Source organism: Streptomyces sp. NPDC051555, from assembly GCF_044454405.1.
Taxonomy (GTDB): Bacteria; Actinomycetota; Actinomycetes; order Streptomycetales; family Streptomycetaceae; genus Streptomyces.
In genome coordinates, this window is record NZ_JBITDP010000001.1 from 749,310 (window position 1) to 767,706 (window position 18,397).

The window sequence follows — 18,397 nt, forward strand, 5'->3', positions numbered from 1 at the left end:
GGGGCGCCGGGGGGGGGGGGGCGCGGGGGGCCCCCCCCGGCGGGGGGCGGGGGGGGGCCGCCGGGGGGGGGGCGGGGGGGGGGGGGGGGGCGCGCGGGGCGCCCCCCCCCCCCCCCCCCCACGACCGTACTCCAGAAAAGCGGAATACCTGGTTCCCTCAGCCGGGCCTGTCGTCAACGTCCCACGTCAGACGGCACGCCCGGGGTCGGGCGGCCCAGGGCCTGTCGTCGAGGTCGCCGCCCTAGAAGTAGACGTTCCAGGTGACGGTCACCGAGGACGACCTGCCCGCGGCGTCGGTCACGGTCACGGTGCTGCTGCCGAAGCCCCAGGCGGTGGGGGACCCGGTGATGAGGCCGGTCGAGGGGGTGACGCGCAGCCCCGCCGGCAGGCCGGTCGCCTTGAAGGCGTACGGCGCGCTCCCGCCGGTGGCCTGGAGCGCGAGGCCGACCGGCTTGCCGATGTAGGCGACCTGGTTGCCCGGGTTGCGCAGCACCGGGCCGGTGCTGTTCGCCGGGGTGATCGTCCAGGTGAAGGAGGCGGAACCGGCCTTGCCCGCGCGGTCGGTGGCGGTCACCGTCACCGGGAACGAACCCGCGGTGGTCGGCGTGCCGGTGACGGTTCCGGTGGCCGCGGCGATGGCCAGGCCGCCGGGCAGGCCGGAGGCGGTCCAGGTGTAGGGCGCGGTGCCGCCCTCCGCGGCGTTGCGCAACTCGACCGCGGCGCCGACGACGCCGGACTGCGCGGAGACGGCGGCCACGGTCACGCCGCCGGGCTGCGGGGTGGAGGTGACCAGGCTCGCACCGAACCTGCTCAGGGCCTCGTTCACGGGCTGGAAGATGGTGAACTTCTCGCCGGAGCCCGAGGTGCAGGTGGCGCTGCCGCCACCGGAATGCAGACCGACCGCCTTGCCGCCGCTCGCGGTGACGTAGGAGCCGCCCGAATCGCCACCGGCGGAACAGGCGCTGGAGTAGGACAGGCCGTCGATGACCACGTTGCCGTAGTCGACGCTCTGGTCGACCTTGGTGACCTCGCCGCAACGCATCCCGGTGGTCTGGCCGGACCGACATATCGCGGTGCCGACCACGGCGTCCGCGGAGCCCGTGAGGGTGACGTCGCCCTGCCCGTACCCCGACACGGTGGGGACCACGTTCCAGCCGGCCTGGTCCACGTCGACGATCCCCATGTCCCCCTCACGGGCGTTGACGCTGCCCGTGCCGTTCCGGTTGGACGTGCCGACCCGGGTGCCGTCCTTGCCGTACGCGGCCTGGTCGGCGTCGTTGGTGCAGTGACCCGCGGTCAGGAAGGCCTTGGCGCCACCGCTGGTGCGGGTGACGGGGAAGCCGATGGAGCAGGGGCTCTCCGTACCGGGGACCCACTTCTCGCCGCCGACGACGTCCGCCTGCTGGCGCGGGTGTTCGGCGCTCTCGGCGATCCGGACGATCGGTCCCAGGGCGGCGACCCGGGTCAGGAAGGCGGCGGTGGAGGCGTCGCCCACCGTGCGGTCCACGGTGACGGTGATGCGGTTGTCCCGCGCGTCGGGGCCCCAGGAGAGCACGCCCGGTACGCCGGCGCCCACGGTACGGGTCACCGCGCGGGCGGCGGCGTCGAGTTCGGCGCGGCCGTAGCGCACCTCCCGGGCCACGGCTCCGGCCGCGCGCACGGTCGCCGCGTCCGCGGCGCCGGTGACGGCGGCGTTGAGCAGCCCGGTGGCCGGGTCGAACCACAACCCGGCGACCCGGTCGCCGACCTGTCCCCGCACCAGCGTGGCGGCCCGCGCGGCGGCGGCCTCGTCCGAGACGCGGGCGCGCACCTCGTCGGCGGAGAGCTGGAGGTCGCGCTGCATCGACCGTAGGACCAGGGGCGATACGGAGGGTGCGGGGGCGGGTGCGGTCCGATCGGCCGGGCTCGCGCCGGCGGGCAGGACCCCCAGTCCGCCGAGGACGACGGCCGCGACGGCCGTCGTGACGGCGGACCGCAGGGGCCCGGTGGGCAGAGTGCGCATGACGATCCCTTCGTGGGGGGCGTGCCGGTGCGATCGCCCGGCACGGAGGCCGGACCCGCGGGGGGAGCCGCGGGGCCGAGACCTGGGGACGGCCAACAGCGTCCGCCGGAGCGGGTGTCGGGGTCATCGGAGGAATCCCTTGCGGCTCCCGCGGGGTCCCGGCCCCCTGCTCCGCGCTGGCTGCGGAAACCGGGCCGCACCATCACCCACACCCGTCACCCGGGTCGCGGTGGGGTGAGCCGGGGCACGGGCCCGCCACGAGCCGTGGTCCTTGCCGGGGTGCCGGCCGGGCCCCGGTCGTGGCGCCCGTCGGGCCCTGGCCGGGGCACCAGGGGAAACCCTTGATCCCGGGTGAGCCGGTCGCGGTCGTTGTGGTCGGGGTGCGGGCGGCCTACCGTGCCCTGTCGGGAGGTTCGAGGTGGGCGCAGACGTGGGCGCGGGCTCCGGTCCGCCGGGTGCGGGGGCCGTGGAGCGGGCCCTGCGGGAGCTCCGGCGCGGCGGGCGGGTCGCGGTGGCGGGGCCCTGGGGGGCGGGTCGGACCACCGTCCTCGACGGGGTCCTGCGCGCGCTGCCCGGGTCCGCCGATCGGAGCACGTTGCGGATCACCACCGCGCGCGGCGACCAAGGCCAACCTTTCGGCGCGCTCGCGCAGTTGCTCTCCTCCCGCACGGCGGCCGAACTCGGGACCCTGGCTCCCCGGCAGGCCCGGCTGGTCGACCGGCTCCTGCACCGCGGGCCGGACGAGCGCCCCCTCGCGGACGGGGACCGGCTCCCCCTCCGGCTCGCGCTGACCGCGCTGCTCGGTAGCCGGGCCCACCTGCTCGCCGTGGACGGAGTCCAATGGCTCGACCCCGAGAGCGTCGACGCCCTCGGCTACGCCCTGCGGACCCTGCCCGCGCCCCGCCTCCGGGCCGTCGTGACCGAACGCACCCAGGGCCGGGCACAGGCCGCCACCGACCTGCTCGGCGGACATCCGCCCCAGGTGGACCTCGCCCCGCTGGACACCGAGGAGAGCGCCGCCCTGCTCACCGCGCACGATCTGCCCACCCGGTGGGCCGCGGCACTCCAACGGCACTGCGGCGGCCACCGGTTGCTGACCGCCCTGACCTGCCACGCCCTCGCCCAGCTCCCGCCGGAGCCCGGGCACTGCCCGCCCCTGCCGCCGCAGGCGGTCGCCGCCGCGGCGGCCTGGCTGCGCGAGACCCTCGGCCCGCAGGCCCGCCGGACCCTCATGCTGGCCGCGCTGACCGTACGTCCCTCCGCGTCCCTGCTGCTCCGCGCCGGACGCCCCGACGCCGAGGAACACCTCGCGCAGGCCGTCGAGGCCGGGGTGCTGCGCCCCGGCCCCGGAGGCGGCGTCCACTTCACCGCGACGGCGCTCGCCCGGGCCGCCGCCCGCGCACAGGACCGGCGCGGGCGCTCCCGAGCGCACCGGACCCTCGCGCTGGCGGTGGGCGACCCGGTGCACGAGGCCCGGCACCGCGCCCTGGCCCAGGACCGCCCCGACCAGGGCCTCGCGGAGGACACCGAACTCGCCGCGACCGTCGCGCGCGACGCGGGGGAGCGGGCGCTGGCCGCCGAACTCTTCCTGCTCGCCGCCGAGATCACCCCGGTGGACCGGCCCGCTCCGCGGACGCGCAGGCTCACCGCCTCGGCGCGGGAAGCCGCGGCCGCTGGAGCCACGGACCTCGCCCGGCAGGCGGCCGACGCCGTCATCGCGGCCCGGGCCGAACCGGTCCACCAGGTCACCGCGCTGCTCGCGCTCGTCGACGCGCACGGCCAGGCACTGGCCGGCGTGGAGCCGCTGCTGGCCCGTTGCCGGGAGCTGGCCGCGGGCCACCCGGAGCTGCTGGCCGCCGTGGAGATCAGGGCGGCCATCGTCGCCAACATCGCGCACGGGGCACCGGAGCGGGCCCTGCGCGCGGCCACGCGCGCCGCCGAACTGGCCCGCTGCGGCGGCCACCGCCCGCTGGAGGCGGCCGCGTTGACGATGCGGGCCCGCATGGAGCGCGTCCTCGGCGCGGCCGACGCCCCCGAAACCCTGGCCCGGGCCCTCGCCCTGGGGGTCCCCGCCCAGCAGTCGGGCATCCGCAACAGTGCCCAGTACCTCGCCGCCCGGCACGCCGTCTTCGACGACCGGCTGCACGAAGCGCGCGGCCGGTTGACCGCGCTCCTCGCGCTCGCGGAGCACGAGGGGAACGCCGAGGACCTCGTCGACGTCTGGCGCAGCCTCGCCGAGGTCGACACCCGCCTCGGCGCCTGCGGCCCCGCCCTCGCCTGGGCCGACCGGGCGGTGCGGCTGTCCACCACCGCGGCGCTGTCGATGGGGCCGGCCTGGTACACCGCCGCCCTGACGCAGAGCGCCGCCGGGTCGTTCACGGCCGCGCTGCGCACCGCCGCCTGCGGGGCCCGGGCCTCCCGGGAAGAGGGGGACGGGCTGTACGTCGCCCGCAACCTCTGGATCACGGGCGCGGTGCACCTGCACACCGGGGAGATCGCGCGCGCCGCGGCGACCTTCACCGCCCTCGCCGAGGCGGAGGAGAACGGACCGCCGGCGGAGCCCAGCACCTTCCGGTGGCAGCCGGACGCGATCGAGACCTTCACCCGCGCCGGGCAGCTCCCCCGGGCGCGGCAGTTGCTCGACCGGACCCGGGCCGCGCTGGGCGCGCCGGGCGCGGACTGCGGGACGGGGGCCGCCCTGACCCGGGCCCGTGGCGTGCTCCTGGCCCGCGCCCCCGGTCGTACGGGCGGCGCCCCGGCCGCCGCCGGTGACGAGGCCACCGACTGCCTGCGCCGCGCCGCCGCCGGGTTCGAGCGGCTGGACCTGCCGCTCGAACGGGCCCGCACCCTGGTCGCCCTGGGCCGGGTCGAGCGCGCCCGACGCCGGCAGGCGGCCGCCCGTACCGCCTGGGAGACGGCCCTCGACGTCTTCGAGGAGACCGGCGCCCGCCCCTGGCAACAGATCACCCGGGACCTGCTCGACCGCGCGGCAGCCGCCCCGCACGCGGGGTCCGCCGCGGGCCGCGCCGAGCTGACCGAGTCGGAGGCGCGCCTCGCGGACCTCGTGCGGCGCGGCGCGTCCAACCAGGACGCGGCCCGGTACCTCTTCCTCTCCGTCAAGACGGTCGAGGGCATGCTCAGCCGGATCTACCGCAAGCTCGGCGTCCGCTCACGCACCCAGCTCGCCGCCGCCCTGGGGGGTGTCTGACCCACGGGGCCCGGCCGACGACGGTCCGGAGCGCGGGTGGCGGTGCCGACAACCGTCACCCGCGCACCCCTCCTTCGCGCCCGGCGGCCGCGCCGGATGGAGCGGGTCGGATCTTTCACTCGAAGGAGTTGCCCCCGGTGGGCTCGATCGACTGTCCGCCGATCCCCGCGGCCCCGCCGAGCTGCTCCCGCCACCACGACTCCACGTCGTGCTCGTTCATCGTGGCCCACGCGGGCGTGCGCTCCACCTGGGCCCGGCCGAGCCGGCGGGCCAGCGCGACCAGCTCCCGCCCCGCCGGGCCGCGGGCCTCCTCGTAGCCCCGCAAGAGCCCCTCCCAGGAACCGGCCCCGCGCCAGGCGCTCTCGAAGGCGCTCGCGTCCTGGAGGGCCTTCGCGGCCCCGCTGGTGTTGTGCGGCCGCACCACGGTGGCGGCGTCACCACCCAGCAGGAGGCGCCCCGACGTGGTCCGCGGGGTCTCCAGGTCGTAGATGGGCTGTACGAAGGTGTCCTCCGGCTTCGTCAGGGAGAGCACGGCGGCCCAGTACGGCGGGAACTCCCGTGCCAGCAGCGCGGCCAGGTGGGCGGCCAGTTCCGGGCTGAGCCGGCCGGCCGGGAAGCTCGTGGGGTCGCTCGCCGGATCGTCCAGCCGCAGCGCGCCGCGCGGCGGGGTGGCGTAGAGGACCCAGTTCACCCGGGGGCCGTCCGGCCCCGGGATGCGGTAGACCACGCAGCTCCCGCCGGGGAAGCAGACGGTGGTGACCGCGTCGTCCCACGCCCCGGCCGACGGATCGAGGGCGGCGGCCCCGCGGGCGTCGAGGTTCCCGCGCCAGCAGACGTATCCCGCGTAGCGGGGACGCGATTCGGGGCAGACGGTCCGGCGCACGACCGAGCGGTAGCCGTCGGCGCCGACGGACAGGTCGTAGCGCTCGACCGCGCCGGAGTCCAGGCGGACCTCGGCCCGGTCGCCGGAACGGACCACCGCCGTGACCGTCTCCCCCTGGCGGTAGGCCACGGAGGCGGGCATCCCGTCGCGCAGCCCGCGCCACAGCAGACCCCAGTGGTAGGAGTGGAAGGGGAACGGCTGCTCCCAGATCACCCGTCCGCCCGCGCCGGCCGAGTGCCCGCCCGCGCCGACCGCGTCCCGGACCACCCACCGGCGTCTGACCAGCCGGTGCGCGGCGATCTTGCCGGGCAGCGCGCCGGTGGCCGCCAGTTCGGCGGCCCGTTCGTCGTGGACGCAGAGCCCGAGCCCCCGGTCCTGGAGCCGCCCCAGGGTCCGCTCCAGCACCACCACCTCGCGCGCGCCGGCCCGCACGGCCGCCGCGGCGAACGCACAGCCCGCGATGCTCCCGCCGATCACCGCGACCGAACCGCCGCCTCGCATATCCGCTCCCTCCAGGAGTACGTCCGCAGGGCTCACCCTGCCCATCGGGCGGTGGTCGCACGCGCGCCGGCCGCCTCAGGCCCGCAGGATGCCCGTTCCCAACAGGCCGAAGAGCAGCACGCCGACGGCGACGCGGTAGGCCACGAAGGCGTTGAAGGAGTGCTTCGCGACGAACTTCAGCAGCCAGGCGATCGAGGCGTAGGCGACCACGAAGGACACCAGCGTCCCCACGAGCAGCGGGACGGCGCTCACCCCGGCGCCGACCGCGTCCTTGAGCTCGTACAGGCCGGCGCCGGTGAGGGCGGGGATGCCGAGGAAGAAGGAGAGGCGGGTGGCGGCGACGCGTTCGAGGTCGAGGATCAGGCCGGTGGAGATGGTGGCGCCGGAGCGGGAGAAGCCGGGGAAGAGCAGGGCGAGGATCTGCGAGGAGCCCACGAGCATCGCGTCCTTCAGCGAGGTGTCGTCCTCGCCGCGCTTGTGGCGGCCCATCCGGTCGGCCGCCCACATCAGGCCGCTGCCGACGATCAGGGAGCCGGCCACCACCCACAGCGAGGCGAGCGGCCCCTCGATCAGCGGCTTGGCGGCCAGCCCGACGACGACGATGGGGATCGTGGCGTAGATGACCCACCAGGCGAACTTGTAGTCGTGGTGGTAGCGCTCCTCCGGATCGCGCAGGCCCCGTCCCCACGCGGAGACGATCCGCACGATGTCCTTGAAGAAGTAGACGAGGACCGCCGCGATGGCCCCCACCTGGATCACGGCGGTGAAGGCGACGACGGCCTTGTCGTCCACCGGAATCCCCATCAGACCCTCGGTGATCTTCAGGTGCCCGGTCGAGGAGACCGGCAGGAACTCCGTCACCCCCTCGACCACGCCCAGAATCACGGCCTGACCGATGCTGATCGCGCTCACGTGCATCACCTTCGCGGTGTCGTCGAAGTGGCGTCGGCCCGGGCGGCCGCCGCGGTTGCGGTACGGGAGCTCCCGGTGACCGCCCCCGTCGGCATAGATGGTGCCCGACCCGGACCCCACCTCCGCGCGCCGTCACCCCGCCGACCGACCCGCGCGCACACGTCCTCGACCCGGTGCGACCGCGTGTCGCTCGCGCCCCCGCGGGCGGCGGGCCGGGCATGGTGGCCGGGCGGCGACCACCGGACCGGCGGCGCCGAACAGCACGGACGAGGAGGATCCATGAAGGCCACCGACGTACTGGCCGACGCGTTCGGGCGCATCCGGGAGGTGGTGCACGAGAGCGTCGAGGGGCTCTCGGCCGACGAACTGGGCGCCCGTCTCGACCCGGAGGCGAACTCGATCGCCTGGCTGGTGTGGCATCTGACGCGGGTCCAGGACGACCACGTGGCGGAGGTCGCGGAGCGGGAGCAGGTCTGGACCGCGGGGGGCTGGGCCGACCGGTTCGACCTGCCGCTGCCCGTCGACGCGACCGGGTACGGTCACACCGCCCGGCAGGTCGGCTCGGTCCGGGTCGACTCGGACGCGCTGCTGCTGGGGTACTTCGACGCCGTGCACGAGCAGACCGTCGCCTTCCTGCGCGGTCTCGCCGCCACCGACCTGGACCGGGTGGTCGACGAGCGTTGGGATCCGCCGGTCACCCTCGGAGCCCGCCTGGTCAGCGTCCTGGCCGACGACCTCCAGCACGCCGGACAGGCGGCCTTCGTCCGGGGTGCCCTGCGCCGCCGCTGACCGGGCGGGGCGGGCGGGGCGGACGGCGCGTACGGTCCGACCCGCGGTGGGACGGCCCCGGGGCGCGCTGATAGAACTGCGCTCTGACACACGTTTCGTCGCCCCCGCGCGGCAGGAGAGGGAGTTCCCGATGGATGTACGGCACTTCGAGCGGATCACCGCGTTCATCGAGGAGCGCCTGACCCCGCTGTTCGCCGAGGAGACCGGCAGCGAGAACGGATTCGGGATGGACGACACCTCGCGGGCGCTGCGCGCGCTGCGCAACGCCGTGCTGGAGGCGTCCGCGGTCAAGGGGCTCCTGGAGAAGCGCCCGACCGCCGAACCGGCGGTGCGCCGGGTCATCGACCAGGCGGTCGAACAGCACTGGGACGTCCTGCGCGGGGTGGCCCGACAGTGGGAGGACCACCCCGACTTCGTGCGGGAGTTCAAGCGGCACGCGTGGGAACTCGACGCGGCCCCCGCCACCGTGCCCGTGGCCGGCTGAGTCCGTCAGTCGCCGCGGCCGGCGTCCGCGTCGGCATCGGCCGCCGCCTTGTCGGCGTCGTCGAGCTTCTGCTGCATCTGCGCCCGCTGGGCGTCGTCGCCCGCCCCGGCGGACCGCTCCGCCGCGGGACGGGCGCCCGTACCCGGCGAACATCCGGTGACCAGCAGCGCCGCCCCGGTGGCCAGGACGGCGAGCGCGGCGGCGGCGCGGTGCGCCACGCTCACTTGGCGTCCGGGGCCGCGCACCAGGTGCTCACGGCCTTGAGGTCGCCCTGTCGCTTCTGCAGCGTGGGCAGCAGGGCCTTGCGCGCGGTGAGGCGGTCGTTGAGGTAGGTGTAGACCTCGGTGTGGCCGGCGGTCTTGGCAGCGGCGACGCGCTGTTCGAGGCGCGTGACCGAGCCGGCCACGGTCGCGTCGCCGCCGAGGCGGGTGATCGCGGCGTCGACCCGGCCCTTGGTCTTCGGCAGGCGCTTGCAGATCTCCTTGGAGCCGTCCCCCTTCGGCGCGGACCTGGCGCCCTTGCCGTCCTTCCCCGAGCCGGAGGGGGAGGAGTCGGCCTGCGCGGGAGCGACGGCGAGCAGTGCTCCGGCCAGGGCGAGGGCGCCGATCGCGGCAACGGTCGTGCGGTTCGCGGGCATGGTCGTGTCTCCTCAGGTGCGGACGGGCCGGCACCCGGACGGGCCGGCCGCGCCCGACGCTAAGGACCGTCCTTGTGGTTTCTTTGTGAGTCCGCCGGACGGGCCGCCGGACCTGCCGCGGGACCGGCCGCCGGGGCGTCGCCCCGGGAGATCCAGTCGCGCCGCGCCGGTAGCGCCGGGAGGGCCCCGCCGTCCGCGGCGGCCAGCGGGAGCCGTACCTCGATCCGGGCGCCCGGTCCGCCCTCCGGGGTCCCGATGGTGACCGCGGCGCCGTGCAGCGCCGCCTGCTGGGCGACCAGGGTCAGCCCGAGGCCCGACCCGGGGCTGCCGGGCCGGTGGTGGAAGCGCCGGAAGACGCTGTCATGGTCCTCCGGCGGGATGCCGGGGCCCTCGTCGTCCACGGTGAGCACGGCGTACGGGCCCTGCGCGCGCAGCCGTACGCGGACCACCGGCGCCTCGTCCGGCCGGTGACCGTGGACCACCGCGTTGCCCAGCAGGTTGGCCAGCAGGATCATCAGCCCGGCGTCCCAGCCGAAGACCCGCAGCTCCGCGGGGAGATCGGTGCTCGTACGGGCCCCGGGATGGCGCCGGGCGACCTCGGCGACCGCCGTGTCCACCAGTTCGGCGAGGTCCAGCGGGCCGAAGGCCGAGGCCTCGACCAGATCGCCCCGGGCGAGCATCTGGAGGGCGGTGAGCAGTTCGAGCAGCCGGGCGTGGTCGTCCTGCAGGTCCTTGACGACTTCGGCCCTCTCGGCGGGGGAGAGGTCGGGGTGCGCGGCGAGCACGTCCAGGTCGGTCCGCATGCTCATCAGCGGGGTGCGCAGTTCGTGCGACGCGGCCGAGGAGAACGACCGGGCGGTGTCCAGCGCCTGCGCCGTCCGCGCCGCCTGCTCCTCGTAGCGGGCGAGCAACTGGCCGATGGCGGTGGACAGTTCGTCCACCTCGGCGATGTTGACAGGAGCGGTGGCGAAGGCGGCCGCGCCGGCCCCCGGGTCCAGTGCCGCGGCGCGCCGGCTCAGCCGCCGCACGGAGGCGGTCGCGCGCCCGGCGAGGGCGCGGGCGAGCAGGCCGGAGACGGGGGCCGAGAGCAGGGCGACCAGCAGGACCCGCCCGCGCACCGCGGTCAGCTGCGGATCGGCGGCCGAGGCGGGGGTGAACAGCCACAACGTCCCCGGCGCCGGCCCGGCCACCGGGACGGTCAGCACCCGCCAGGCGTGGCCCTTGGCCCGTACGGTGACGGGTCCGTCCGTACCCGGCTCGGGCAGTCGGGCCGGGTCGGCGGGCTGCGGGCCGCCCTCCAGGACGTCGGCGCCGTCCGCGGAGCGCACCCGGATCCCGGCGTCGAGGACGGCGTCCAGGACCTTGCGGTGCTGGTTCTGCTCCACCTTGGGTCGCCCGCGCAGGTCGGCGGCGAGCAGGGTCCGTACGTCGGGCAGCGCGGCGGCGGCCAGGTCCTGGAGCCGGGTGTCCTGCTGGCGGTGCAGGTCCCGGCTGACCAGCCCCAGCACCAGCAGGCCGGCGCCGAGCACCAGCAACGGCACGACCACGGTCACCGAGAGCGCGATCCGGGTGGCGAGCTTCACGGACCGTCCTCCCCGGGCACGCGCAGGACGAAGCCGACGCCGCGGACCGTGTGGATCAGGCGCGGGCGCCCGCCCTCCTCCAGCTTGCGGCGCAGATAGCTGACGAAGGTGTCGACGGCGTCCGTGCGCACCTCGAAGTCGTAGCCCCAGACGCGGTCCAGCAGCTGGTCCCGGGTGAGGACGATCCGCGCGTTGCGGACCAGCTGCACCAGCAGCTCGAACTCCCTTCGGGTGAGGTGGAGTTCGACGCCGTCGTGGTGCACCTGTCGGGTCGCCTGGTCGATCACCAGCGGGCCCTCGCGCAGCACCTCCGAAAGGGTCTGCTGCGGTCGTCGCCGCAGGATGGCGCGCAGCCGCAGCACCAGCTCCTCCAGCGCGAAGGGTTTGACCAGGTAGTCGTCGGCGCCGGCCTGGAGACCGGCGACCCGGTCCGCCAGCTCGTCGAGGGCCGAGAGCATCAGGACGGGCGTCGCGTCCCCCCGCTCCCGCAGCCGGCGGCAGACCTCCGTACCGGTCAGGCCGGGCATGCACACGTCCAGCACCAGGACGTCGGGGGACCGCTCGGCGAACAGGTCGAGGGCGGCGATCCCGTCCTCGGCGAGCAGCACGGTGAAGCCGCTCAGGCGCAGTCCCCGCTCCAGGGAGCGGCGGATGGCCGCGTCGTCGTCCGCGACGAGCACCACGCCCGCGTGCATGTCCTGGGTCACCCGGGCCTCCTCGTGTGCTCCGACGTCCGGACCGGCCCGACCCTCTCACGGGAATCCGGCGGTCCGGAAGCCGGGTCGGTCATCGGAGGGCGCGCGCGGGAGGACGCACCGCTGCCCCCGGGGGTGCCGGGGGCAGCGGTGCGTCGTGGAGCGGCCGGGCTACGGCTGGAGGGTGATCGAGTTGATCGGAGTGAGGTCCTTGATCATCCAGGTCCCCGCGGCCAGGTTGCCCTGCCGGCCCTCGCCGTTGTAGCCCGTGCAGGTGCTCATGGTGGCCCCGCCGGTCTGGTTGTTGGCGATGTAGTGGTTGCCGTACTGGTTGGAGAGGTTGTGCGCCCCGTAGCTGTAGTAGGTGAGGCTGGGACGGTCGCCGTTCCAGCCGGCGTCCTGCGGGTAGATGCAGACCGCGCCGGACGGACAGCCGTGCCACGACGCGGCGGGCGCGGCCGAAGCGGTCGGGGCGACCGACGCGGCCAGGCCCAGGGCCAGGGTGCCGGACGCGGCCAGGAGGGCGAGCTTCTTGCGTGCGTTCACTGCGTGCTCCTCTGATGACGAACTGTGTGTGACGAACCGTGTGTGCGGAGGTGGGCCGGTCAGCGGCAGGTCGGGACGCCGTCCAGCCAGGCCGGCCCCTGGATGTAGATGTTGGTGAGCCAGGCGTTGTAGTCCGGCAGGTACGACCAGGCGTCGTTGTGGTAGCCCTCGGCGTCCACCCACTGGGCGTGCTTCTGGCAGCTGACCCGGATCCGGGTGGGCCCGGGGAACTTGACGGCCCGCGGACTCGTCGTGGACGGCTCGGTGTGCGTCCACACGTCCGTGCCCCAGGTGGAGAAGTTGGTGCCCTGGCCCGGGGTGGCGGCGATCCGCACGGCCCCGTTGTAGTCCCCGCCGGTGTTCAGGTCGCTGACCATCACGCGGGTGCCGGACTGCTTGGCCTGGACCATCTTTCCGGCGCCGAGGTAGAGGGCGATGTGGTGGATGCCGTTGTCGCCGCCCCAGGCCAGCAGGTCACCGGGGAGCAGCGCCCCGGTCCCCTGCGACGCGGGGATGCGCACGGAGACCCGTGGCGAGTAGTACTGGCTGTTGGCGTTGCCCGCCAGCGGGTCCTGTCCGGTGGCCTGGGCGTAGGCGTACCGCACCAGGCCCGAGCAGTCGAAGCCGATCCGCTCGGGATCGTGTTCGCTGGCCGGGTCGGTGGGGTCGACCTGACCGTAGGTGGCGCCCGGCTGTGGCCCGTGGCCGCCGCCCCAGGTGTACCAGACGCCGATCTGCGTGCAGGCCGCCCGGACCGCCGCCTCCGCCGCGGCCGAGGCCCCGGTCGCGAGGACCCCGCAGGCGGCTTCGGCCTGCGTGGGGCGGGCCGACACCGCCGATGGCGCGGCGGGCGCCGCCGCGGCGGGCTGAGCGATCGCCCCGGCGGCGCAGACCGCCAGGATCCCCGCGACGACCGCGGACCGTTTCGCTCTGGAAAGGATGCTGCGCATGCTGGCGTTCCCCCGTTTCGTGGTGCTGCCGCGAGTGCCGGGACCGAAATGCGGTCACCGGCTGCGGTGCTCCGAGACTGGTCCGCGGCCGGGGTCCGTGTCGAGGAGCCACGCGTCGCCCGTACGAGTGGGAAACGGGAAACCCCCGGGAAACGGCCCCCTTCGGCGCCCGCGGGGGGCGACGGGGACCGCGGGGAACGCGGGGACCACAAGGCCCCAGGGGCCCGCGGCCGCCCTACCGCCGGGCCGGGCAGACCCGTTGGTACGGCTCGTCCGGCAGGATCCGGGCCCACCGCGCGCTCCCGGTGTCACCCACCAGCCGGCACAACTCGGTCCTGCGCCGCGTGACGTCCGTGTTCCACAGCCGGACGGTCCCGTCGTTGCTGCTGCTCGCCAGCGTGCCCGGGAGCACCGGGTCGAAGACGACTCCCCAGACGGGGCCGGTGTGTCCGCTCAGCGTGGCGAGCTGACGGTCGCCCACGGGGTCCCACAGCTTCACGGTCTGATCGCTGCCGCTGCTCGCGAGGACCGCGCCGTCCGGGCTGAACGCCACCGCCCGCACCGAGCCGTTGTGGCCCGCGAGGGTGCCGCCCGCCGCCCGCCGTCCGATGTCCCACAGCCGCACCAGCCCGTCGTTGCCCCCACTGGCCAGGGTCCGTCCGTCCGGTGCGAAGGCGATCCCGCGCACCGATCCGGTGTGCCCGCGCAGCACGGCGCGCTGCGGGTGCCCGGGTTCCGCCGCGTCCCACAGGCGCACCGTCAGGTCGTCGCTGCCGGTGGCGAGGGTCCGGCCGTCCGGGCTGAAGGCGACGGCGTTGACGAAGTCCTGGTGGCCTTCGAGCACGGCGTCGCGCTGCCGTGACGCCACGTTCCACAGCGCGACCGTGCGGTCGGCGCTCGCCGACGCGAGTTCCCGGCCGTCGGGGGCGAAGGCGAGGGCGAACACGGAACCGACGTGGCCGGTGAGCTTCGCGTACGGCTCGCCCGTCGCCGCCTGCCACACCCTGACCGTCCGATCGGCCCCCGCGGAGGCGATGAGCCGCCCGTCGGGGGAGAAGACGACGGCGAAGACGGAACCGTCGTGCCCGGTCAGGGTGTTGAGCAGCCGACGCCGGGCGGTGTCCCAGATCCGCACGGTGCCGTCCGCCTCGGCGGCGGCCAGCAGCCGCCCGTCCGGGGAGAAGGCCGACTGCCACGACTCGGTGAACGGCCGCGCGGCCAGCGCGGTCCGGCCCGGGTCCCACAGGACCACGGACTGGTCGAACCCGCCGGTGGCCAACTCCTGCCCGGGTCCGGCGGCGACGGCCTGCACGTAGTCGGTGTGGCCGGACAGGGTGGTGACCGTCTTGCGGGTGACCGGGTCCCACAGCTTCACCGTGCCGTCGCCGCTCCCGCTGATGAGCGTGTCACCGCTGCGGGTGAAGGCGACGCTGTTGACGTCGTCGCCGTGCCCGGTGAGGACGGCGCGCACCGTGCCCGCCGGCAGGTCCCACAGCCGTACGGTCCGGTCGGCGCCGCCGGAGGCGAGCGTGCGCCCGTCCGGGCTGAAGGCGACCCCGAGGACCTGGTCGGTGTGGTCGGCGAGGACCGCCACCTGCCGCTCCCCGGCGACGCTCCACAGGCGTGCGGTGCGGTCGGCTCCGGCCGAGGCGACCGTGGCGCCGTCGGGGCTGAAGGCCACGCCCATGACCGTGTCCTCGTGCCCGGTCAGCACGGCCCGGAAGGTGCCCTCGGGCAGGTTCCACAGCCGGACGGTGCGGTCGAGGCCGCCGCTGGCCAGCGTCCGGCCGTCCGGAGCGAAGGCCACCGAGCGCACCGCACCGCGGTGCCCCGTCAGCGTCGCGGTGATCCGGTGCGCGGTCGTGTCCCAGAGCCGCACGGTCCCGTCCGCGCTCGCCGTCGCCAGCCGCAGTCCGTCGGGGCTGAAGGCGACCGAGGTCACCGGGCCCGTGTGGCCCCGCAGCGTGGCCACCGGGGTGCGCGCGGCGACGTCCCACAAGCGGATGGTGGTGTCCGAGCTGGCCGAGGCGATGAGCTTCCCGTCCGGGCTGAAGGCGACGGAGTTGACCGGCCCTTCGTGCCCGGGGAGCCGGCCGGCGAAGTACTGCGCCTGGGTGCTCAGCAGCGCGCCGCGCGCCTGCGGGGTCGGCGCGGTGCCGTACGCGCCGGCCGCGAGCAGCATCGACGCCTCGGGTTGCCCCGCCGCGAGCAGCCCGGCCCGCACCGCCATCGCCTGGGACTGCGCGGTGCGCCGCTGGTCCACCGCCTGTGACCGCTGCTGGAGGGCCAGGGCCCCGGCGGTCAGGGCGACGGCGAGCAACCCGGCCAGCGTGACCACCATGGCCCGGCGGACCCGGCTCTGGCGCAGCACGGCCCGCTCGCGCCGGTCCTCCTCCGCCTCGCACGCGTCGACGAACTCCTGTTCCTCGGGCCCGAGCCCGGAGCGGTCGGCGGCCCGGTCCAGCCACTCCCGTACGCCCGCCAGCCGGGTCCCCCGGTGGAGCAGGCTCGGATCGCGCCCTCCGGCGGCCCACTCGGCCCCCGCCTCGGAGAGCTGCTGACGCATCCGCAACGAGGCCCGGTCGCGCTCGGTCCACTCGCGCAGCCGCGGCCAGGCGTGCAGCAGCGCCTCATGGGTGATCTCCACGGTCGCGCCGCCCGCCGTCACGAGCCGGGCCTCGATGAAGGCGTCGAGGGCCCGGCCCCCGGCCGCGGGCTCGGGCAACTGGCGCAGCAGCCGACCGCGCTCCACCGGTCGGCGGGTCTGCGCCGAACCCTCGGCGATGTGGACCAGCCGGACGAGGAGTTCGCGCGTCATCCGGCGCTCGGCCGGGTCGAGCAGGCCGAAGACGGACTCCGCGGTGCGGGCGACCGCTCCGTGGATGCCGCCCGTCATCTCGTATCCCGCGACCGTCAGGGTCGTACCGGCGCGCTGCTGCCAGGTGATGAGCAGGGTGTGGGCCAGCAGCGGCAGCGATCCGGCGTCGGCCGCGGAGCCGTCCCCGAGGTCGCGCAGCAGCAGTTCGACGAGGCCGCCCTCCAGGCTGAGCCCGGCCCGGTCGGCCGGTCCGGTGATCGCCTCGCGCAGTTGCGCGCCGGACATCGGTCCCAGGGCGAACAGCCCGTGGGTGAAGACCTCGACGAGCTCCGGGTGGTCGAGGCAGTGACCGCAGAAGTCCGCGCGGATCCCGATCACCACGGCGGTCGTGGCGGCGCCGGCGTCCACCGCGCCGGCCGCACCCGGCCCGTGCACCGGACCGGGCCCCCGGTCCCGGCTCGCCCCGCCGGTCGGGTCGGCCGGCGCGCGGGCCGACCCGGCGGCCGCGGCCAGTACGTGCAGCACCCGGACGAAGGAGCGGCGTTCCCGGTCGTCCTCGCAGAGCGTGAAGACCTCCTCGAACTGGTCGACGACGAGCACCAGTCCGCCCCGCCCGCGCGCGGCCACCGCCGCCTCCAGCAGCACCTCCGGCCGCCCGGCCAACTCCTCGGGGGTGATCCCCGCGGCCGCCGCACCCAGCACCTCGGCCGCACAGCGCAGCAGTTCCTTCAGCGGATGCGCACCCGGCGTGCACAGCACCACCGGCCAGTCACCCGCTCCCGTCACCGGCAGCACCCCGCGCCGCAGCGCGGGCAGCAGGCCCGCCCGCAGCAGCGAGGACTTCCCCGCCCCCGACGGGGCCACCACGGCCAGCGCCCCCTGCCCGATCCGCTCGGCCAGCCGGGCCGCCAGCTCCGCCGTGTCCCCGTCCCGGCCGAAGAACCACTGGGCGTCCTGGGGCCCGTACGCCGCGAGCCCCCGGTAGGGGCAGACCGCGGCCGATCCCGGTGGGGGCCCGCCCTCGGCCGCGCGGCCTTCGTCCGTGCGCGCGGCGGCGCCCGCCGCCGGACGCTGGGCCGGGACCAGCCGGGCCAGCTCACCGCCGGCGTCGAGCGCCTCGTCGCAGCGGCGGGCGAGGTCGGGGGTCGGCGGCTTGCCGCCGTTCTCGATCTTGCTCAGGTACCCCTTGCTGTAGTGGACGGAGCGGGCAAGAGCCGAGAGCGACATCTTGCGCAGCTGGCGCATGCGCCGCAGCTCCGCCGGGAATCCACCGGTCGTCCCATCATCGGTCGGCACGGGGCGTACTTTCCCGCAGGGGAGGGACGTACGCATAACGGAGAGGAGTTCCTCCGCTTGACGCTCACCCGACCGTCCGGCCGGCGGCTCCCGACCGCCTCCCGGTCACAGGCCCACGGCCCTAGCTGTAGGCGTTGAACGGGATGGGGGGCTTGGCGGCGTTCAGCGCGTCGCCGAAACGGCCGTCGGTGATCTTGATGGTGGCCGCGCCGAAGTCCGCGTTCATCAGCTTGTCCCGCAGGCCGGCCGGATAGCCGTTCCAGCCGACGAGACGGGGGTGGAACCAGCCACCGGTGTGGTTCTCGGGCGGCTCGTCATTGCTGTTGGCCAGCCGGAAGAAGTGGGTCGAGGCGCCGTCCTTGTGGTAGACGGCCTTGGGGTGCGTCCCGTCGAAGCGGACGGCGGAGCGGGGGTACCACTTCCAGCCGCTGTGCTGCGAAGTCGACACGTACTGGACCTGGTTGTCCTTGATCCAGACCACCACGTGCTCGAAGTCGTGCCGGTGCCCGATGGCCGCCGGGCCGAGAGTGGCCTGGTCCTTCTCGAAGTAGCTCGCGTACATGACCGCGCACCAGCCGTTGTCGCACTTCTCGCGCGCGTACGTGTTCGAGTTCTGCAGCTGCGCGGCGTCCCGGCAGTGCCCGTTCACGTCCCCGCCGAGCTTCAGTCCGGGGTTGAGCCGCCCGTCGCCGCTGATGGCCGCGGTGGCGTAACAGCCGTCCCGGTCGTAGTCGTAGGCCGGGGAGAACGTCTGTTCCAGCCCGTCCGCGTCCTGCGGGAGCGAGGGCAGTACGTCGGCGGAGGCGAGCGCCGGCAGCGTCATCACGAGCGCCGCCGCGCCCAGTGAAGCGGTGGTCACGAACCGTCGTATCCCGCTCCGGCGCCCGGGCGCCGTCGCGGAAGGGGGCAGTGTGCGCACATCAACTCCTCGACCTGTGTGGGGGTGCTGGCATTCTGCGGCCCCGCAGCGCCGAACACGAGCCCCGGCCGCGGCAGTTCTCGCGATCCTCAATATCCGCGGTATGCCCGTCACGGAGCGTCCGTTCGGTGTTTACTTCCGTTGCGTCGACGCGGGCGACGCGACCAGCTGGGG

At 75.4% G+C, this 18,397-nt stretch carries 14 protein-coding genes; 3 read left to right on the top strand and 11 right to left on the bottom strand.

What is annotated here, in order from left to right; all coding sequences use genetic code 11:
- Positions 1-241 precede the first annotated feature (241 nt).
- Positions 242-2,002: a putative Ig domain-containing protein gene (locus tag ACIBEA_RS03215; protein ID WP_399257338.1), complete on the bottom strand. Its 1,761-nt coding sequence runs from the start codon at positions 2,000-2,002 to the stop codon at positions 242-244.
- A gap of 418 nt (positions 2,003-2,420) precedes the next feature.
- On the opposite strand from ACIBEA_RS03215, the gene ACIBEA_RS03220 reads away from it, so the two are divergent.
- Positions 2,421-5,210, top strand: a complete 2,790-nt coding sequence (locus tag ACIBEA_RS03220) for a LuxR C-terminal-related transcriptional regulator (RefSeq protein ID WP_399257340.1) — start codon at positions 2,421-2,423, stop codon at positions 5,208-5,210.
- A 115-nt stretch (positions 5,211-5,325) separates the two neighbouring features.
- Here the strand turns inward: ACIBEA_RS03220 and ACIBEA_RS03225 are convergent, their stop codons facing one another.
- Both ACIBEA_RS03225 and ACIBEA_RS03230 read right to left on the bottom strand, forming a co-directional pair.
- Complete coding sequence (locus ACIBEA_RS03225) at positions 5,326-6,594, bottom strand: monooxygenase (protein ID WP_399257341.1); 1,269 nt, start codon at positions 6,592-6,594, stop codon at positions 5,326-5,328.
- 75 nt (positions 6,595-6,669) lie between these two features.
- Positions 6,670-7,506, bottom strand: coding sequence for an undecaprenyl-diphosphate phosphatase (locus ACIBEA_RS03230; RefSeq protein WP_399257343.1), 837 nt, complete (start codon positions 7,504-7,506; stop codon positions 6,670-6,672).
- Positions 7,507-7,785: 279 nt separating this feature from the next.
- Between ACIBEA_RS03230 and ACIBEA_RS03235 the strand changes: the two genes are divergently transcribed.
- Both ACIBEA_RS03235 and ACIBEA_RS03240 read left to right on the top strand, forming a co-directional pair.
- A complete protein-coding gene (locus ACIBEA_RS03235; RefSeq protein WP_399257345.1) occupies positions 7,786-8,295 on the top strand; it encodes a DUF664 domain-containing protein in 510 nt (169 codons plus the stop codon).
- Between the two features lie 130 nt (positions 8,296-8,425).
- Positions 8,426-8,779, top strand: a complete 354-nt coding sequence (locus ACIBEA_RS03240) for a hypothetical protein (protein WP_399257347.1) — start codon at positions 8,426-8,428, stop codon at positions 8,777-8,779.
- 5 nt (positions 8,780-8,784) lie between these two features.
- Here ACIBEA_RS03240 and ACIBEA_RS03245 read toward each other — a convergent pair whose 3' ends face one another.
- From ACIBEA_RS03245 to ACIBEA_RS03280, 8 genes are all read right to left on the bottom strand, one after another.
- Complete coding sequence (locus tag ACIBEA_RS03245; protein WP_399257349.1) at positions 8,785-9,003, bottom strand: hypothetical protein; 219 nt, start codon at positions 9,001-9,003, stop codon at positions 8,785-8,787.
- Positions 9,000-9,416, bottom strand: coding sequence for a hypothetical protein (locus tag ACIBEA_RS03250; RefSeq protein ID WP_399257352.1), 417 nt, complete (start codon positions 9,414-9,416; stop codon positions 9,000-9,002). Before ACIBEA_RS03250 ends, ACIBEA_RS03245 begins: the two co-directional genes overlap by 4 nt.
- Positions 9,417-9,475: 59 nt before the next feature.
- Positions 9,476-10,999 carry a sensor histidine kinase gene (locus ACIBEA_RS03255; RefSeq protein WP_399257354.1) on the bottom strand — a complete coding sequence of 508 codons (1,524 nt, stop codon included), beginning with the start codon at positions 10,997-10,999 and terminating at the stop codon, positions 9,476-9,478.
- Positions 10,996-11,694, bottom strand: coding sequence for a response regulator transcription factor (locus ACIBEA_RS03260; RefSeq protein ID WP_399257919.1), 699 nt, complete (start codon positions 11,692-11,694; stop codon positions 10,996-10,998). Before ACIBEA_RS03260 ends, ACIBEA_RS03255 begins: the two co-directional genes overlap by 4 nt.
- A gap of 171 nt (positions 11,695-11,865) precedes the next feature.
- Positions 11,866-12,240, bottom strand: coding sequence for a hypothetical protein (locus ACIBEA_RS03265; RefSeq protein ID WP_399257356.1), 375 nt, complete (start codon positions 12,238-12,240; stop codon positions 11,866-11,868).
- 59 nt (positions 12,241-12,299) lie between these two features.
- Entirely contained in the window at positions 12,300-13,190 is an 891-nt protein-coding gene (locus ACIBEA_RS03270; RefSeq protein ID WP_399257358.1) for a C40 family peptidase, read from the bottom strand.
- A gap of 235 nt (positions 13,191-13,425) precedes the next feature.
- Complete coding sequence (locus ACIBEA_RS03275) at positions 13,426-17,304, bottom strand: helix-turn-helix domain-containing protein (RefSeq protein WP_399257360.1); 3,879 nt, start codon at positions 17,302-17,304, stop codon at positions 13,426-13,428.
- 121 nt (positions 17,305-17,425) lie between these two features.
- The gene (locus ACIBEA_RS03280) at positions 17,426-18,127 is read right to left on the bottom strand and encodes an NPP1 family protein (protein WP_399257921.1); all 702 of its coding nucleotides are present in this window, start codon (positions 18,125-18,127) and stop codon (positions 17,426-17,428) included.
- Positions 18,128-18,397 lie beyond the last annotated feature (270 nt).